At 62.6% G+C, this 16,130-nt stretch carries 17 protein-coding genes; 2 read left to right on the forward strand and 15 right to left on the reverse strand.

Going from position 1 to position 16,130, the window contains the following annotated elements; all coding sequences use genetic code 11:
• Positions 1-122: 122 nt before the first annotated feature.
• Genes F758_RS0125135 through F758_RS0125145 form a run of 3 tightly spaced genes read right to left on the reverse strand, consistent with a single transcriptional unit; the run spans position 123 to position 2,962 of the window.
• Positions 123-1,004: an MlaD family protein gene (locus F758_RS0125135; RefSeq protein WP_024510470.1), complete on the reverse strand. Its 882-nt coding sequence runs from the start codon at positions 1,002-1,004 to the stop codon at positions 123-125.
• A 30-nt stretch (positions 1,005-1,034) separates the two neighbouring features.
• Complete coding sequence (locus tag F758_RS0125140) at positions 1,035-1,826, reverse strand: ABC transporter ATP-binding protein (protein ID WP_051387038.1); 792 nt, start codon at positions 1,824-1,826, stop codon at positions 1,035-1,037.
• A gap of 2 nt (positions 1,827-1,828) precedes the next feature.
• On the reverse strand, positions 1,829-2,962 hold the full coding sequence (locus F758_RS0125145; protein ID WP_024510472.1) for an MlaE family ABC transporter permease: 1,134 nt from the start codon (positions 2,960-2,962) through the stop codon (positions 1,829-1,831).
• Between the two features lie 147 nt (positions 2,963-3,109).
• On the opposite strand from F758_RS0125145, the gene dgcA reads away from it, so the two are divergent.
• Positions 3,110-4,105, forward strand: coding sequence for an N-acetyl-D-Glu racemase DgcA (gene dgcA, locus F758_RS0125150; RefSeq protein WP_024510473.1), 996 nt, complete (start codon positions 3,110-3,112; stop codon positions 4,103-4,105).
• Here dgcA and F758_RS0125155 read toward each other — a convergent pair.
• The gene (locus F758_RS0125155) at positions 4,075-5,271 is read right to left on the reverse strand and encodes an MFS transporter (RefSeq protein ID WP_024510474.1); all 1,197 of its coding nucleotides are present in this window, start codon (positions 5,269-5,271) and stop codon (positions 4,075-4,077) included. The genes dgcA and F758_RS0125155 overlap by 31 nt on opposite strands.
• Before the next feature lie 76 nt (positions 5,272-5,347).
• Here F758_RS0125155 and F758_RS0125160 point away from each other — a divergent pair, with 76 nt between their 5' ends.
• On the forward strand, positions 5,348-6,532 hold the full coding sequence (locus F758_RS0125160) for a hypothetical protein (protein ID WP_024510475.1): 1,185 nt from the start codon (positions 5,348-5,350) through the stop codon (positions 6,530-6,532).
• 62 nt (positions 6,533-6,594) lie between these two features.
• Here the strand turns inward: F758_RS0125160 and F758_RS0125165 are convergent, their stop codons facing one another.
• The 11 genes from F758_RS0125165 to F758_RS0125215 form a co-directional block, all read right to left on the reverse strand.
• Positions 6,595-7,584, reverse strand: a complete 990-nt coding sequence (locus tag F758_RS0125165) for a threonine/serine dehydratase family protein (RefSeq protein ID WP_024510476.1) — start codon at positions 7,582-7,584, stop codon at positions 6,595-6,597.
• A 47-nt stretch (positions 7,585-7,631) separates the two neighbouring features.
• Positions 7,632-8,699: a glycosyltransferase family 4 protein gene (locus F758_RS0125170; protein ID WP_024510477.1), complete on the reverse strand. Its 1,068-nt coding sequence runs from the start codon at positions 8,697-8,699 to the stop codon at positions 7,632-7,634.
• Between the two features lie 13 nt (positions 8,700-8,712).
• Positions 8,713-9,525, reverse strand: coding sequence for a UDP-2,3-diacylglucosamine diphosphatase (locus tag F758_RS0125175; protein ID WP_024510478.1), 813 nt, complete (start codon positions 9,523-9,525; stop codon positions 8,713-8,715).
• Positions 9,526-10,179: 654 nt separating this feature from the next.
• On the reverse strand, positions 10,180-10,416 hold the full coding sequence (locus F758_RS0125180) for a hypothetical protein (protein ID WP_024510479.1): 237 nt from the start codon (positions 10,414-10,416) through the stop codon (positions 10,180-10,182).
• Positions 10,417-10,617: 201 nt separating this feature from the next.
• On the reverse strand, positions 10,618-11,001 hold the full coding sequence (locus F758_RS44525) for a YybH family protein (RefSeq protein WP_024510480.1): 384 nt from the start codon (positions 10,999-11,001) through the stop codon (positions 10,618-10,620).
• Positions 11,002-11,146: 145 nt separating this feature from the next.
• Complete coding sequence (locus tag F758_RS0125190; protein WP_157450151.1) at positions 11,147-11,524, reverse strand: hypothetical protein; 378 nt, start codon at positions 11,522-11,524, stop codon at positions 11,147-11,149.
• Between the two features lie 39 nt (positions 11,525-11,563).
• A complete protein-coding gene (locus tag F758_RS0125195) occupies positions 11,564-11,767 on the reverse strand; it encodes a hypothetical protein (RefSeq protein WP_024510482.1) in 204 nt (67 codons plus the stop codon).
• Between the two features lie 18 nt (positions 11,768-11,785).
• A complete protein-coding gene (locus tag F758_RS0125200) occupies positions 11,786-12,388 on the reverse strand; it encodes a 3-phenylpropionate/cinnamic acid dioxygenase subunit beta (protein ID WP_024510483.1) in 603 nt (200 codons plus the stop codon).
• 23 nt (positions 12,389-12,411) lie between these two features.
• Positions 12,412-13,221: an SDR family NAD(P)-dependent oxidoreductase gene (locus tag F758_RS0125205; protein ID WP_024510484.1), complete on the reverse strand. Its 810-nt coding sequence runs from the start codon at positions 13,219-13,221 to the stop codon at positions 12,412-12,414.
• A complete protein-coding gene (locus tag F758_RS0125210; protein WP_157450152.1) occupies positions 13,218-14,564 on the reverse strand; it encodes an aromatic ring-hydroxylating oxygenase subunit alpha in 1,347 nt (448 codons plus the stop codon). Before F758_RS0125210 ends, F758_RS0125205 begins: the two co-directional genes overlap by 4 nt.
• A gap of 54 nt (positions 14,565-14,618) precedes the next feature.
• Positions 14,619-15,863, reverse strand: coding sequence for an ABC transporter substrate-binding protein (locus F758_RS0125215; protein ID WP_024510486.1), 1,245 nt, complete (start codon positions 15,861-15,863; stop codon positions 14,619-14,621).
• Between the last annotated feature and the right edge of the window lie 267 nt (positions 15,864-16,130).

Below are 16,130 nucleotides of genomic sequence, written 5' to 3' on the forward strand. Positions count from 1 at the left end.
AATCGCGAACTCGCGACCCCCCGAATAGAAACGGAGGCCTCTCGGCCGCCGTTTTGTTTGTGGGCGAGCCCCACAGCCGATTCGATCTTCTTCCGCTATTCGCCGCTCAACATTCGCTGGCGCTATTGCCGCCGCCTCTCGTTCGCCGCCGCGGCGGACGGCGGCGGCTGAGAGGCTTGTGCATTGCTGCTACTGCTGCTACTCGCGCCGAAAATGACCCGGGTCGGGTTGCGGTCAAAATTGTTCACCGCGCGGCTGATGTCAGCAAGCGTCTTGCGACCTTCGATCATCAGCGCACCGGAACGCTTGTCAAAATCCTCGGCAACCTCGCGGATCGATTTCACCGTTTGATAGAGCTCGCCGCCCTCCTTGCCTCCGGCGAGGGTATTGAGGCCGAGCATCAGGTTGTCCGCCTTGCCCATGACGCCATCCACCCGCGCCATCACATTGTCGAGCCGCTCGGAGTTGCGCGCCAGCGAGGCGGTGAAGGTCTGCAGATTCTGCAGCGAGTTCTTCACCGCCTCCTGATTGTCGGCGACGACCTTGTTGATGTTCTGCAGCGTGCCGCGAATGGCCTCGGTGACGTCCTGCAGCCGGTTCGGATCGGCGGTCAGGACAGCAATGCCATCTTCATCGAGCGGCACCGGAGGCGCCGCCTCCGCGCCTCCCTTCAGCGAGATCGCCGCGACGCCTGTGAGGCCCTGGAACTCGAGGCCGACGAGCGTGTCTTTCCGGATCGGGGCGGAGTTCTCGACCATCGCGAGCGCAACGACCCGGCGCGGATTGTCGAGCTTGACCGAGACCACCTCACCTACTCTGATACCATTGAAATTAACGCTGGCGCCGTTGCGCAAGCCCGCCGCTGGACCCTCAAAGATCACACGCAGCGGCGCGCGCGCCTTGGTGGTGTGCAGGCCCTGGAACCAAAGGACGAAGCCGAAGGCCGCCGCAATCACCGCCAGCGTGAACGATCCGATCAGGACGTAATTCGCCCGCGTTTCCATCAATACCTTCTCCGGTCGCTCACGGATAAACTATCCCATCACAGCGCGGGCGCGCTTGCCGTGGAAATATTGCCGCAGCCAGGGATGCTGCGAAGCCTGCATGTCAGCCATCGACCCTGCGGCGATGATTTTGCCGTTCCCTAAGACGGCAATACGGTCACAAGCTGTGTAGAGGCTGTCCAAGTCGTGGGTTACCATGAAAACGGTCAACCCCAAAGTACGCTGCAGCGTACGGACCAGTTCGTCGAAATCACCGGCGCCGATCGGGTCGAGCCCGGAGGTCGGCTCGTCCAGAAACACCAGTTCCGGATCAAGCGCGAGCGCGCGGGCCAGGGCCACGCGCTTGATCATGCCGCCGGAAAGCTCGGATGGATAGCGATCGGCGACTTCCGGTCGCAAGCCGACCATCCCGAGCTTGGCGACCATGATCTCGTCCAATAGCCGTTGCGAGACCTTCAGATATTCGCGGACCGGAAACTGAATGTTCTGCCGCACGGTGAGCGACGAGAACAGCGCCCCCTGTTGGAACAGGATGCCCCAGCGCCGCTCGACCGCACGCCGCGCCGAACTGCTGGCACCATCAAGATCGACGCCGAACACCTCGATGCTGCCGCTGACTTTCGGCACGAGCCCGATGATCGTGCGGGTCAGCACGGATTTGCCGGCGCCGGAAGGACCGACGAAGCCCAGGATCTCGCCGCGTTTGACGTCGAGATTGAGCCCGTCGAGTACGCGCGTGCTGCCGAACTGCACAGTGATGTCGCGGACCCGGATGATGTCCTCGCTCCGGGCTTGCACCACGTTGGAAGCAGGTTGCGCCATGCTCACATCCCGATCGAGGCGAAGAAGATTGCGAACACGCCGTCCATGACGATCACGAAGAAGATGCCCTTCACCACCGAGGCTGTTGTGTGCTGGCCGAGCGATTCGGCGCTGCCCTGCACGGCGAGGCCCTCGACACAGGCGACGATGCCGATCACGGCCGCCATGACCGGGGCTTTGACGAGACCGACGGTGAAATGATTGATCGAGATTGAATCGCGCAGACGTAACAGGAACGCTTCGGGGTCGACACCGCCATAGAGCCAGGCCACGAGCCCGCCGCCATAGAGCGCTGCCATCGCGCCGAGGAAGGTGAGGATCGGCAGCGCAATGATCAGCGCCAGCATCCGCGGCAGGATCAAGATCTCGATCGGATCGAACCCCATGGTGCGCAACGCATCGATCTCCTCACGCATCTTCATCGAGCCGAGTTCGGCGGTATACGCGCTGCCCGAACGGCCCGCGACCATGATCGCCACGAGCAGCACGCCGATCTCGCGCAACACCAAAACGCCGAGCATGTCGACGACAAAGATGTCAGCGCCGAACCTTCGGAAATGGAAAATGCCCTGCTGCGCGATGATGCAGCCGATGAGAAAGGTGATCAGCACGATAATCGGCACCGCGCGCCAACACACCTGTTCGAGGTGATGCACGGTCGATGGCAGCCGAAAGCTCCTGGGGTGGATGAGGACACGGGCGCTGGCGGCGAGCACCGCGCCCAGCATGTCGATAAGGCCGACGATCGTGCCCACGATGCCGGCTACGGTGCGGCCGATCTGGGCGAGCATCCCTGAGATGGTCACCTGCGTGATCTCGGCAGCCGGCGCCGACTTCACCCGCTGCACTTCCTCGACCAGGCTTGCATAATCGACAGAAAGCCCGGCGATCTGCGCCTCCATGCCGCCTTGGGTCAGGCTGCGGCGCAGCCGCTCGATCAACCAGGCGCCGAACGTATCGAGCTTGGAAACCTGCGAAACGTCGATGGAGATGTTGGAGCGGCTGCCGGCGAGCTTTTCCGCCTCGGCAACCATCGTTTCCAGCACGGGCGCAAAACCGGCAGTCCAAGAGCCGGCTGCCTGAAGGGCAAGCGCATTGTCGCGCGCGATCCGCTGCAATGTCGGGTCTGCGTTCAAATTATCGTGCTCCCGCCCCGTTCTGCATGGAACCCATAGACCAAGTCCCACGTCCCCTTTCGATATCGCCTTGTCGAAGGCGCCCTTTCCCAGCCATAGTCAGTCGCGCCGAGCAACAGCGCGGTTCAGAATTCATCATAGTTTTAAATGACTTCCGCTCAATCTCCAACGCTGGTCGCGCGAATCGAACGCTTTCCCATCGCAGGTTCTTTCACCATCAGCCGCGGCGCGAAAACAGAGGCCGTGACGGTTGTGGCGGAAATAAGCCTTGGAGGCCAGACCGGGCGCGGCGAGTGCGTCCCCTATCCCCGTTACGGTGAGACTCCCGCGGCGACACTGGCGACAATCGAGTCCATGAGTGAAGCGGTTGCGCACGGGCTTACCCGCGAGGTCTTGCAGACGGCCATGCCGGCGGGCGCGGCTCGCAACGCGCTGGACTGCGCTCTTTTGGATCTGGATGCCAAGCGCAACGCGCAGCGCGCCTGGACTCTGCTCGGCCGACGCCAGCCAATTGCCTGCACGACCGCCTACACGATCTCTCTGGCCACGCCCGATGCGATGGCCGCGGCCACCGCCAAGGCAGCGCATCGGCCCCTGCTGAAAGTCAAACTCGGCGGCGAAGGCGATCCTGAACGAATCGCGGCGGTGCGCAAGGCCGCACCCAATTGCGAGCTGATCGTCGATGCCAACGAGGCCTGGACGCCATCCACGCTGGAGCCAAACCTGCAAGCCTGCGCGGCGGCCGGCGTCACTCTGGTCGAGCAGCCGCTCCCTGCGCGAGCGGACGAGATGCTTGCGCGCATCCACCGGCCGATCGCCGTATGCGCCGATGAAAGCGTACATGATCGGACCTCGCTGGAGGCTCTCCGCGACCGCTACGATGCCGTGAACATCAAGCTGGACAAGACCGGCGGCATCACCGAAGCCGTGGCGCTGGCCGACGCCGCGCAAGCGCTCGGCTTTAAGATCATGGTCGGCTGCATGGTGGCGACATCGCTGTCGATGGCTCCGGCCATGCTGCTGACGCCACAGGCGCGCTTTGTCGATCTCGACGGACCCCTGCTGCTGGCGCGCGACCGCGATCATGGTCTGCGTTATGATGGCAGTCTGGTCTACCCGCCGGATGCGGCGCTGTGGGGCTGAGCTAGCCGATGCCGCGCAAGCCACATCAGCATGGCACCCGAGGCTGCCATGGCGGCCATCAGATAATAAACGCCTTGGCCGTAATGAGCATAAATCGCACCGGACACGATCGAGGCGCATGAGCTGAGAATGCCGCTGCAGGCTGTGTAATAGCCCTGCCCTCTCGCCATCATGTGCACGGGCACATGGCGTACCAGCAGCTCCATGGTGCCAACCTGAGTCAGCCCGAAAGTCAGGCCGTGAGCGAGTTGGACCAGTCCCAGCAGCGCGAGTTGCGGCTCCTGAGCCGTGATTGACCAACGCGCCACCGCGCTGAGCGCGCCGATTGTCACCAGCATCGAGGGGGCAAGCGTGAATCGCGGCGAGGCAGCAAACACGACGATCTCGGCCAACACACCCAACGCCCACAGTGCCGCGATGGTAAAGCCGCCAAGCCCGTGCGCCTGCCAGGTGATGGCGGAGAAGGTGTAGTAGGCGGCATGGCTGCCTTGAATCAGGGCCGAGGCCACGATAATGGCAAGAAATCCAAGATCACGCAGCAAGCGATGGTCGCGAGGATGGGTTGCAGCAGCCTGAGGCGGGGTGTCCAGCGGTTGCAGCGCAAGGCTGGTCAGCGCGGCGAGCCCCGCCACCGCGACGATAATCCAGATCAGCCGGCGCGGATCGATGACGTCGATCACGAGCCCGCAAGCGAGCGCGCCCAAAATGAAAGCCGCCGATCCCCATAGTCGGACTGGGCCGTAATTGATGCCATAGCGGACAACGCCACGCAGCGCGTAAGCGTCCGTCAGCGGGACCATCGGCGTCCATGCGCAGGCGGTTGCAACGAAAGCGAGGAAAACCGCTATCGTCTGATGCTGCGTTCCGACGATCGCAAAGCCGAAGGTGCAAGCCGTGGCAGTCACGATCAAAGCTCCGCGCAGTGCGTGCCGCTTTTCGGCGAAGCTGGTGACAAATGGCAGCGTCGTGAATCGCGTGACGGCGGGAACGGCGCTGATGATCCCGATCCACCACGGATCGATGCCGACGGCTCTCAGCCATACCGGGAAGAACGGCAGTTCGGTGCCCGTCAGGCCGAACAATGCGCCATAAAATAACGCCAGCCGCGCGGCGAATCGCCGGGCGGCTCTGTCTGCTGCGGTGGGGATTTGTGATTCGGGCGGCATCAATTCAATTGCGATTCAGTCGATATCGTGGTGATCGTTACAGTAACGCGCACTGATTTGCGCGAACGAGTTTGCCATGGCCGATGAAGCATTCGCCCTCTCGCCGATCGCCGCCCGCCCGGTCCAGCCGGGCGAGGCGGATTACGATGCGATCCGGGAAGCCTTTATGGAGACTTCACGCGGGCGTTGGTTTCTCGGCGAATATGCCAAGCGTAACCGCAACGCCGATACGGCGATGGTGCTCGATGCGGTGGCGCGAATCGAGCAGTCCTTGGCGGCGCAGCGGCAGGAGCGAGCGAGCAATGACGGGCTTGCCGAGGCCGTGGCTGCACTCCGGAACGCGGTGGATCAGGCCAGTGAGGCGGCATCGGCCGCCATTGCGGGCCTGCGGCTGGACGAGCATCTGACGCCCATCCATAAGGGAACGCGCATCATCAAGGAGATCTCCTGGCGCTGGCGGGAGATCGGCGCGGACAGCCGCATTTGCGATCTGATTGATTCCCAGCTTGCCGCAATCGAGACGAGCTGCACACGAATCAGCGCGGCGGACGCCCGTGCGGCCGTGACCTCCGCGTTCGACCTCATCAGGCGCAAGCTCGATGAAGTCGGCCAGAGCGATCATGCGCCCCACGATGCCGCTGAAGCGGTTGCACCGGCTGCAGCTAGTGCGAACGAGCTGTCCGCAGCAGCGGCCGAGCTGGAGGTGGAGCCGGTAGCAGTCGAGCCCCGCGCCGAAACTGCGTTCGTTGAACCGGAAGTGCCGGCCGAAGCACCCACCAACGAAGCCGTAATCGCCGAACCGGATACGTCAGTCGAGATGGTCGAGGCGGAAGCACCGACCGATATCGCCGTGGCGGAGCCGGAAGATCCGGAGATCAGCACGGAAGCCGCCGACGCACATGATGAGGCTGTGCTGGAGATGGTCGCCATCGAAATGGCGGCCTCCGATCCGCTCGACGATTTTCCGCCCGAACCGGTCGCTGAGGCGCACGAGATATATACGACGACGACCTTGCCACCGGTGGTCGAACCCGTCGTCGCCCATGCTCCGGAGCCAACGCCTCCGCCATCCCAGGTGGCCCAATCCTCGTTGCAGGCCATGCAACTTCTGCCTGAGCCCGCCCCGCCGGTTGTCCCGGAGCCGTCGCTCGGCTCGACCATCATCGCAAACGGCATCCTGCAGCGACCAAAGGCGGCGGCGGACTCGCTGGCGCCGATCCGCCGCATGAGCCAGGCCGAGAAAATCGCGTTCTTCTCCTGAAGCCGGTTGGCGGCTTACCTCTCGAGCCCGGCTCCGTCGCGGCTGAGGTCACTGTGGCCCGCTCAAGCCACGAGCTTTGCGAACATATCGGCATCGACATTGCCGCCGGAGAGCACGACCACCACGTTCTTGTCCTTGGTATCGACGCGGCCGGCGAGCAGCGCGGCGAGGCCGACGGCGCCGCCGGGTTCGACCACCAGCTTCAATTCGTGGAAGGCAAAGGCGACGGCGGCGGCGACTTCGGCGTCGGAGGCGACCACCCCGCGGGACAACAATTGGCTGTTGATCGCAAAGGTGATCTCGCCGGGAATCGCAGCCATCAATGCATCGCAGATCGTGCGCCCCTCGGCATGATGCCGCTCGCGCTTGCCTGCACGCAAGGACAGGCTGTGATCGTCGAACGACTCCGGCTCGGCGACGATCACCTCGGCGGAGGGAAAGCGCGCCTTCACCGCAGTTGCAACGCCCGCGATCAGGCCGCCGCCGGAGGCCGGCGCCAGCACGATGTCGGGGCTGAGGCCAAGCGCGGCCATGTCCTCGGCGATCTCGCGGCCCGCGGTCCCCTGCCCGGCGATCACGAAGGGATCGTCATAGGGCTTGACCAGCGTCGCACCGCGCTTGCCCGCGATCTCGCGCGCGATCGCCTCGCGATCCTCGCGATCACGGTCATACAGCACGACCCCGGCGCCATAGGATTTGGTGCGCTCGCGCTTGGACAGCGGCGCGTCGGACGGCATGACGATGGTCGCCTGCATATGCAGGATCTTTGCAGCCGCGGCCACGCCTTGCGCGTGATTGCCGGACGAAAAAGCCACCACGCCGCCGCCGCGCTTGTCGACCGGTATCGAGGACAGCTTGTTGAAAGCGCCGCGGAATTTGAAGGAGCCGGTCCGCTGCAGCATTTCCGGCTTCAAAAAAACCTCGCTTCCGATCCGTTCGTTCAGCACGGGCAAGGACAGGAGTGGCGTACGCACCGCAAACGGGGCGACAACGGCGGCAGCCGCCTCGACATCGGCGGGGCTGACCGGCAGGACAGAGGGCATATGGGTCATCTGTGTATTTTACCGCAAGGCCAATGGCCGGCAAGCCGCCTCTCCGGTCAGGCGACAAAGCGCGGATGATCGGTCGCCCAATCCGCCGCATCGCCCTCCATATCGACGACGCGGAGATAGGCCATATGGTCGATAAAGGCGCGCGCCGAGGCTTCCCATGTGTATTTTGCCGCGAAATCGACGCAGGCGGCTCGCGGAATGTTGAGCGCCGCCAGACAGGCCTCACGCAAATCGTCAGCAAGCACCCCGACCGGCGCATCGCCGATGACGTCGCGTGGGCCGCTGACCGGAAAAGCGGCAATCGGCAGTCCGCTCGCGAGCGCCTCCAGCAGCACCAGGCCGAACGTGTCGGTCCTGGAGGGAAACACGAAAACATCCGCAGCGGCATAGACTTCCGCCAGCCGCTCGCCTTCCAGCGCACCCAGAAATACGGCTTGCGGGTATTTCTGCTCAAGCATGAGCCGCGCCGGCCCGTCGCCGACGATCACCTTGGTGCCCGGCAGATCGAGTTCCAGGAACGCTTCGAGGTTCTTTTCCACCGCGACGCGCCCGACGCAAAGAAACACCGGCCGGGGCTGACAGAGATCGACATCGCGCGGATGAAACAGATTGGTGTCCACCCCGCGCGGCCAAAGCACCACGTTGCGGAAACCGCGTTCGCGCAGCTCGCTTGCGAGCGCCGGCGTTGCCGCCATCACCGCCCGGCTCGGACCATGAAACCAGCGCAAGCTGGCCCAGACCCAGGACTCCACCCAGGATACTGGAACCGGCGCTCGCGCGGACACATATTCGGGAAACCGGGTGTGAAAGCTCGTCGTGAACGGCAGGCCGTGCTTGCGGCAGTAGCGCCGCACCAGCACGCCGATCGGCCCTTCGGTGGCGATATGGATGCTATCGGGCCGGCTGGCCGCCACCAACGCCGCGACCTTGGCAGGGCGAGGCAAGGCGACGCGCAAATCCCGATAGCTCGGCAGGGCAAAGGTACGAAAGGTTTCCGGGGTGAGGAAATCGACCTCGACGCCCAATGACCTGGTCGCTTCCGCCATCATGGTCAACGTCCGCACGACCCCGTTGACCTGCGGATGCCATGCGTCGGTCGCGACCAGGATGCGCATCTGGCTCCTTCGCTTACGCGGCGCGCGCAGCGATCTGTGGCACCGGCGCGAGACGGCGGGCGGGATCGGTCCAGGTGATGATCTCGAAGCTGCCGTCCTCGTGCTCGGCGAGCGCGGTGCAACTCTCGACCCAGTCGCCGCAATTCATGTAGCGGATACCCTGCATGTCGCGAATGACCGCGAAGTGGATGTGGCCGCAGATCACGCCGTCGGCACCGTGACGTCGCGCCTCGGCGGCGAGCGCGGTCTCAAAGGCGCCGATATAGTTCACCGCGTTCTTGACCTTCTGCTTGGCCCATTGCGACAGCGACCAATAGGGCACGCCGAACATGCGGCGGAAGAAGTTGACCAGCCTGTTCATCTGAATGGCGAAGTCATAGGCCTTATCGCCGAGATGGGCGAGCCAGCGCGCGTTCTGCACGACGAGATCGAAGATGTCACCGTGAATGACGAGATAGCGACGCCCGTCGGCGCCGGTGTGGATCGTGTTTTCGACCACATCGATGCCGCCGAAATGCGTGCCGTAATAGTTGCGCAGGAACTCGTCGTGATTGCCGGGGATGTAGGTCACGCGAGCGCCCTTGCGCGCCTTGCGCAAGAGCTTCTGCACCACATCGTTATGCGATTGCGGCCAGTACCAGCTCGATTTCAGCGCCCAGCCGTCAACGATATCTCCCACCAGATAGATGGTGTCGGCGTCGTGGCTGCGTAAGAAATCGAGCAGCTTGTCGGCCTGAGAGCCGCGCGCTCCGAGGTGAACATCGGAGATAAACAAAGTGCGAAAGCGCCGCTCCGCGCTCTCTTCACTTAAGGAGTCACTTCCCATGAACGCGCCCCTAGCAGATCCCTGTGACAACGCGATGACGAACGAGACCCCGGTCCACCCATGTGCCGCTCACCCCGGCGGCTGCCGTCGGCCGCTTCTTGTTCGAATCGAGTGTCCGTAGCCGTAAGGCCGCGATAGCAGGCCCATGCGACAATCAGGCGACAATGTGCGGCATTCCATAGCAATGCGGGGCGATGCTCGTGCCGGTACGATGACCAATTCGCCAATGTCGCCGCGGCGAAGGCCGGGCACCATACCGCGGAATATCTCCGCGAAAGCTCGCTGCCAGTAGCCCATCTCGCCCTGCTTGCGGCTGCTTGCGGGGAGAGGCGATCGGATTCGGGGGGCTGCGCACGCGAGAGCGCCCATTCAGCTTTCAAACAACAACGAGGACGCAAATCGACATTCTCGCGACGGCATCCGCCCGAGTTTTGCTCACGACCACCCTCCAAGAATACAGAGCAACTGTGGCGAGGTAGCCAGGCGATCGGCCGGCCTCAAACGATTCCGCCCGTCGGGCGAATCCCGGAACGTCTGAACCTTGGCGGCGCGGCTAAAGCGCGACGAGATTGAGTTGAATCCTCATCGCGCTTTAGCTCTTTGATTGAGCATGATCTCTTCGGAAAACCGCTATCCACTTTTCCGGATGATGCCCTACCAACCGTTCCCGCCCTCACCTTCGCGCAGGCGCTTGAGCGTGAACTCGACCAATCCATTTGGCAGTTCCCGCCAACTCTCGATCTCTGTCAGATAATCCTGGCTTGGATAGGCCTTGAACTCGCGCCGCACCCGCGCGCGGGCTTCCCGCGGGGCGAGCGTAAGCCGTTCGCGAATGAATCTGCTGTCTCTGTTGCCGGCAAGGCGATCCGCAAGATCCCGTGGAGTGGCCACGTTGTATTCCCCTGAAAAGGTTGCGAAATGAAATGATGCAAAAGACGGAGAATAGTCGCAGTCATGAAATCGTCATGCGCACGCGCATGCGATCAGCTTACGGCGGTTGGCCCACGAAGGCCCGCGCCGGCTGATCTCAACCGTATCTTGTCCACAACATTATAGGGGAGAGGCGAGCCGCCGCCGGATCTCAGGCCGGCTCTAATTCGGCGGCATGTTGTTCCAGATGTCCCGATGCAGCCGCCATGTCCCGTCGCGATCTCTCCTCCAAACGACCAGGTATTTGACCTTCGCTTGCCCCGAGCCAAGCGTTAGCTGGGCCTCGCCCACCTCATAGGCGGTATCACCGACAACTTCGACGTCGACCGTCCTGAGGGCAGCGTCGGTCATCCCAAATGCGTTCGCGGCTGTCCGCCAAAACTCCTCGATCGCCGGTCTTCCACTGACGATCGGCGCATCGGGAGGCATCACGCGTGCATTCTCGGTGTAGAGCCCGGCCAGTCCCGCATAGTCCTTGCGGGCCACCGCTTCACCGAATTGGCGATTTCCCTCATCAATAGCCTGGCGCACCGCGTCACTGCTCATGACGATCCTCCCGGTCGAATGGAATCTCACGGCCAAAAACTGCAGATGACATTGTGTCTACGAGTAAACCCAAACGGTTCAACGCAGGCCCGACTGACGCAAAGCTGCCGGCCTGTCCGGCTCTGCAGCCTGATCGGCGAATGCGCTAGCGCTTCGAGATCAGGAAATCATCGGTATACTCGCCACGCGACACCTTGACCGGAATCTCGCCCTCGCTTCCGATCTCGAAGATGTCCGAACCGGACCTGGCCTCCGGGGAGGCAAGTACGTCGACCCGCTCGGCGATATTTTGCGCCTGCCATTGATTGAGGTGCCAGGCAAAATCCTGCCCGCTTGCGCGCAGTCCAAACTCCCGGTCGGCAGGAACGATCGTCAGTGGCGTCCGCGGCTGAAACGTACCCGCTTGTTCGGTCAGCGAGATCTTCTTGGGCTGAACCGCAAAGCGCCGCAGCGTTGCCGAGAGTGCAGCGAGATCAGCGCCATCGCCGAGGATGAGAAACATCGGATTGAAATCGCTGGGCATATATTCGTATCGAAGCATCGGACTGGTTGTCCCCTCGCGTCAAACGGGCTGCGAGCCGTCGAGAAGCGCAACGATGTCCTGGGCGTGACATAGTTCGATCAAACCCTTATCCGCCTCGTTCGGAGCGTCGAGATATCTGACCTCCACCCACATGCCATCCTCCATGTTCTGCGTCACCTCGGCGAGGATGCGTTCGCGCAGTTGCAGTCGATCGCCGGGCTTGAGAGCGAGAATGTTGATCATGGACGCGATTCCCGCGGCTCAGAAGAACATGGTCAGATTCTTGGCGAGCAGAATGTTCTGCTCGAGAATGATTTCGCGGCGGCATACCTTCCAGCTATTATCGACCAGCCTCAGCGTATCGTTCCGCCTTCCGACCAGGGTGTAGGTCTCGTACTCGACCCGGTTCTGGTAGACGAGGATGCGGCTCGCCACATCCACCTCTTCCGCCTGATCGAGATTCGGGCGCGCGTCCTTGATCTGCACGTTGGTCACCATGTGGGTGATGCGCGAAAGCGGCTCTTCGGCATAATGCACCCCCGTGAGGATCTGATCCACGCGCTTGGTCAGCGTCCATTTGTCTTCGTCGAACCAACTGATGCCCTCGCCTCTCCTGGTGTTCTCGCGCGCCTCATGCTGACCAAATTTGACGTTGCGCCGGATCGGCATGAAGTAGCTGATGTCCTCGGTCAGAAGATCGAGCCACTCGCGGAAGCGGCGAGCGTCGAGCAAATCCGCTTCGTAATAGTAGAAATCCTCCACATCCGCCTTGAGGCGATAATAGTGCTCGGTGCGCGCGATCGAGGGATTGCCCGCGCACTTCTCGGCGGGGATTGGTTTTGTCTGGCTAAGAGCGCTGCTCATCTGCTCCTCCTGGGGTCCGAGTGTTACCGATTGGCCGGCTTCGCGGGGACCGGCCCGCCCTGATGCGCGAAGCAGCCGACGTCAATCACGGCTCCCGAGATCGCCTCCGCTTCGGGAGACAGCAGGAACGCAACCACGTTTGCGATGTCGTCACCGGTCGCCGGTCGGCCGGCAGCCGTACCGGGCGCGCCGAGACCCACCTTGCTGCGATCGCCGCCGGCGCGGCCGAGACTCATGCCGCTGACGATGCCTCCGCCGCCGGGGATCACCGTGTTGATCTTCACGCGATGATGCAGGAAATCGTACGCTGTCGCGGCTCCGAGCGCGACCAGCCCGCCTTTGCTGGCGCTGTAAACGGCCATGTTCGGCTTTCCCCAGCCTGCGCCGGAGCCGATGTTGACGATCGAGCCTCCACCCTGACGGATCATGTGCGGCAGCACGGCGCGGCTGGCGAGGTATGGCCCCTTGAGGTTGACTGCGATGATCCGATCGAACAGCGCCTCGTCGGTGTCGAGGACCGTGCCCAAGGGGCCTATCGCAGCGTTGTTGACGAGACCGTCGATGCGGCCGAAGCGGTCAAGTGTGAATTTCACCACCCGCTCGACATCAGCCGCTGACGATACATCCGCTTCCAGCAGATCCGCCTGCAAATCCTGGCGTGACAATTCCTGCCGCAGGTCAGGTATCGCACTCTGGGCAATGCTCGATGCCTGTGGCGACTCGAGGCCGAAGGCCACGACCTTGTGCCCTCTGCCGGCAAGACCGAGTGTGATCGCACGGCCGATCCCGAACGTGCCGCCGGTCACGATGACGATTTTTCCGGCTGCGCTCATTCGGCAGCCTCCCTATTGCCGGCCGGAAGGCCGAGCAGTTCTCCCCAGTCCGCGTCGCGCATGTAGGAGGCCCAGCGCCGGTAGAAGCCGCGCGCGATCTGCTCTGTGACTTGCAGACTGAGCTCACCTCCAAGCGGATGATCCGTCGTATAGGCTCCCATCGATTGCTGATAGTTGAAAGGATAGCGGCGCGCGATGGTCCCCGTGCTCGCGGCGGTCGCATAGAGCCAGTTCTCGATGTCGTCCTGCTCGGTCATGCCGGCCGGTCCCGAATAGCGCATGTAATAGTGCCGCAGATAGTCCTTCACCTCCGACGGCGCGTCCTTGTCGACCAGGAAGAAGCGCCAGGCTTCCGTCGAGGTCGGACTGTGCGGATGCCAGGCGCAAAGTCCGCGCGGCTGCCGGCCGTGATAGGAGGTGTTCGGGAAGATCGTGCCGACGAACGGCATCAGGCGCGCGCCATCGCCCAGGCGCCGTTTTCGTTCCTCGTAGCAATGGCGGAAATATTGCTCGAGAACCGGATTGTCGAGAAACGATTCGATATATTCGTTCGCCTCCGGCTGGATCGCGCTGTGCACGCCGTGCCCGGCTGGAAAACTGATCCAGACGTGCTGGGCATGTTCGAGCTCATTGTCGCGCCGGCCTTTCTTGCCGGAAACCGCACTTGGTCCGATCCCGATCAGATCGACGGAACGGTGGCTCGGGTTATGGTAGGTGTCGCCGAGAAAGTTTTCCGCGGCGAACTTCCAGTTCGCCGGAAACACCCATTTGTGCACCCCGATGACCTCGGAGCCGCCGTCGCGCCCGTCGCGGCAATCCAGCGCCTGATCAAGATGGGCCTTGGCATCGCCGAGATACGTCAAGAAGTCCGGCGCATCCTTGTCCCACGTCGCCCAGATCGAGCCCTTGTAGTTGCAGAGCCTTGCGACCGAGACCAGGGAATTGGCCTCGCGATCCAGCACGCCGTCATAGAGTGACTTGTAGAGCGGAACGCCCTGCAGCTTGCCGTCGGTGGTGTAGGTCCAGCTATGGTAGGGACAGGTGAACAGCGATGTGTTGCCCTGCTCATAGCGGCAGACTTTCATGCCGCGATGACGACACGAGTTCAGAAAAACGTGGATCTCGCCTTTCTTGTCGCGGCAGAGGATGACCGACTCCTCGCCCATTCGCGAGGTGTAGAAATCGCCGGGGTTCGGCACCAGGCTCTCGTGGCCGACCAGTAGCCAGGCGCGGGTGAACAGCTTGCTGAGCTCTTGCTTGTAAATGTCGGCGTCGACGAACAGCTCGCGGCTGATGAAGCCGTTCTTAACGTCAACGAGCCCGTCGATATCCTTCTGCGTCATGGGGCGCATCTCCTGTTCATTGACCTTGCTCGTGATGATGGGACGCATCTCGCGTTAGGACTTGCCGAGATTGCATCCGCCCTCGCCTTCGGGACGAAAGGCCCGATCACCAGGGATGGTCGATATCTTCTCGTAATAATCCCATGGATACCTGCTCGCGCGCGGTGACTTCACGCGATACAGCGCGAGATCGTAGATCACGCGACCATCGGGACGGATGCGTGCCGGGCGGCCGAAGAAATCGACCGGAAGCCGCCGCATCTCTGCATTGACCGCCTTGGTGTCGTCCGTTCTGGCCGATTGAATGGCTTTCAAATAGTGGCGGACGGCCACGTAGGTTGCGGCCTGCAGCTTGGTCGGCATGCGGTTCTCAATCGCAAAGAACCGCTGCGCGAAGGCGCGACTGGTTTCGTCATCATCCCAGTAATATTGGGACGCGACATACATGCCCTCTGCCGTCTTCAGGCCCATCGCATGCACGTCCGCGATGAAGGTCAGCATGCCGACGATGGTTTGTCCGCCCGCCTGCAGACCGAATTCATGGGTCTGCTTGACCGCATTGACGGTATCGGCGCCCGTGCTTGCAAGCGCGACCACCTTGGCTCGCGAAGCCTGGGCCGCCAGGAGAAATGACGAGAAGTCCGTGGTGTTGAAGGGAAAACGCACGCTGCCGACCAGTTTGCCTCCGGTCGCATTCAGCGCGTTCGTACCGTCCTTCAACATCGAGCTTCCGAAGGAATAGTCGACCGCGACGAAAAACCAGTCCTTCGCCACGCGCGCGCTCACTTCGCTGACCAAGCCAGCCGACAAGGCGTAGGTATCGTCGGCCCAATGCGTGATGACGGCAGAACAATTCGGCCCCGTCAGGTCCGAGCTCGCCGCCCCCGAGACGAGTGCGGATCGATTGCTCTGGGTTGCCAGCGCGGCGACCGCGAGCCCGACCGAGCTCACGGCGAGATCGGTCACCGCATCGACATGATCGAGGTCGAACCATTTCTTGGCGATGCCGACGGCGATGTCGGGCTTGTTCTGGTGATCGGCGGAAATGATCTCGATCGGCTTGCCGAGCACCTGATTTTTGAAATCCTCGGCGGCGAGCCTGGCTGCAGTGACGGAGCCGGGACCGCCCAGGTCGCGTCCGCTGCCGTAGTCGCCCAAGACACCAATCTTCACGACGCCGTCTGAAATGGCCGGCTCTCCTGCTTCAGCTTCACCCAGTGCGGCGCCAATCATCAGCGCGAGCGAAACCAGGACGGCGCGGCGCAGCGCGCGCGTCTTTCCGGACCCTGGCAGATCCATCGCCAATCTCCTTCCCATGTGTCCATTGGATGGACATCATTCTCATAAATTGATTCCACGAAAACGAGGCCAAGGCAAGGGGCGTCCGTCGACGCGGCATAACGAACGCAAAGATGAGATGCGGCGCAGTTGCAAAGGTTGCGGATCGGGTCGGCGATCGCAGGCTTTTCGCTGTATCGGCGCGCAGCCCTTCGCTAGTCTGCCGCGCGAGTCGAAGGCCCACGCTTTCAGTCAGCAGGCGCTATGGCAAAGGCACGCAAATCCAAA

It is taken from the genome of Bradyrhizobium sp. ARR65 (genome assembly GCF_000472385.1).
GTDB lineage: Bacteria > Pseudomonadota > Alphaproteobacteria > Rhizobiales > Xanthobacteraceae > Bradyrhizobium.

What these genes read in the sequence shown, in the direction of transcription:
- F758_RS0125190 (WP_157450151.1), bottom strand. Translation starts at nt 11,524, where the DNA reads ATGCCCAGCGATTTCAATCCGATGTTTCTCATCCTCGGCGATGGCGCT.
- F758_RS0125210 (WP_157450152.1), bottom strand. Translation starts at nt 14,564, where the DNA reads ATGACGCAGAAGGATATCGACGGGCTCGTTGACGTTAAGAACGGCTTC.
- F758_RS0125200 (WP_024510483.1), bottom strand. Translation starts at nt 12,388, where the DNA reads ATGAGCAGCGCTCTTAGCCAGACAAAACCAATCCCCGCCGAGAAGTGC.
- dgcA (WP_024510473.1), top strand. Translation starts at nt 3,110, where the DNA reads ATGACTTCCGCTCAATCTCCAACGCTGGTCGCGCGAATCGAACGCTTT.
- F758_RS0125195 (WP_024510482.1), bottom strand. Translation starts at nt 11,767, where the DNA reads ATGATCAACATTCTCGCTCTCAAGCCCGGCGATCGACTGCAACTGCGC.
- F758_RS0125205 (WP_024510484.1), bottom strand. Translation starts at nt 13,221, where the DNA reads ATGAGCGCAGCCGGAAAAATCGTCATCGTGACCGGCGGCACGTTCGGG.
- F758_RS0125160 (WP_024510475.1), top strand. Translation starts at nt 5,348, where the DNA reads ATGGCCGATGAAGCATTCGCCCTCTCGCCGATCGCCGCCCGCCCGGTC.
- F758_RS44525 (WP_024510480.1), bottom strand. Translation starts at nt 11,001, where the DNA reads ATGAGCAGTGACGCGGTGCGCCAGGCTATTGATGAGGGAAATCGCCAA.
- F758_RS0125175 (WP_024510478.1), bottom strand. Translation starts at nt 9,525, where the DNA reads ATGGGAAGTGACTCCTTAAGTGAAGAGAGCGCGGAGCGGCGCTTTCGC.
- F758_RS0125215 (WP_024510486.1), bottom strand. Translation starts at nt 15,863, where the DNA reads ATGGATCTGCCAGGGTCCGGAAAGACGCGCGCGCTGCGCCGCGCCGTC.
- F758_RS0125165 (WP_024510476.1), bottom strand. Translation starts at nt 7,584, where the DNA reads ATGACCCATATGCCCTCTGTCCTGCCGGTCAGCCCCGCCGATGTCGAG.
- F758_RS0125140 (WP_051387038.1), bottom strand. Translation starts at nt 1,826, where the DNA reads ATGGCGCAACCTGCTTCCAACGTGGTGCAAGCCCGGAGCGAGGACATC.
- F758_RS0125170 (WP_024510477.1), bottom strand. Translation starts at nt 8,699, where the DNA reads ATGCGCATCCTGGTCGCGACCGACGCATGGCATCCGCAGGTCAACGGG.
- F758_RS0125135 (WP_024510470.1), bottom strand. Translation starts at nt 1,004, where the DNA reads ATGGAAACGCGGGCGAATTACGTCCTGATCGGATCGTTCACGCTGGCG.
- F758_RS0125155 (WP_024510474.1), bottom strand. Translation starts at nt 5,271, where the DNA reads ATGCCGCCCGAATCACAAATCCCCACCGCAGCAGACAGAGCCGCCCGG.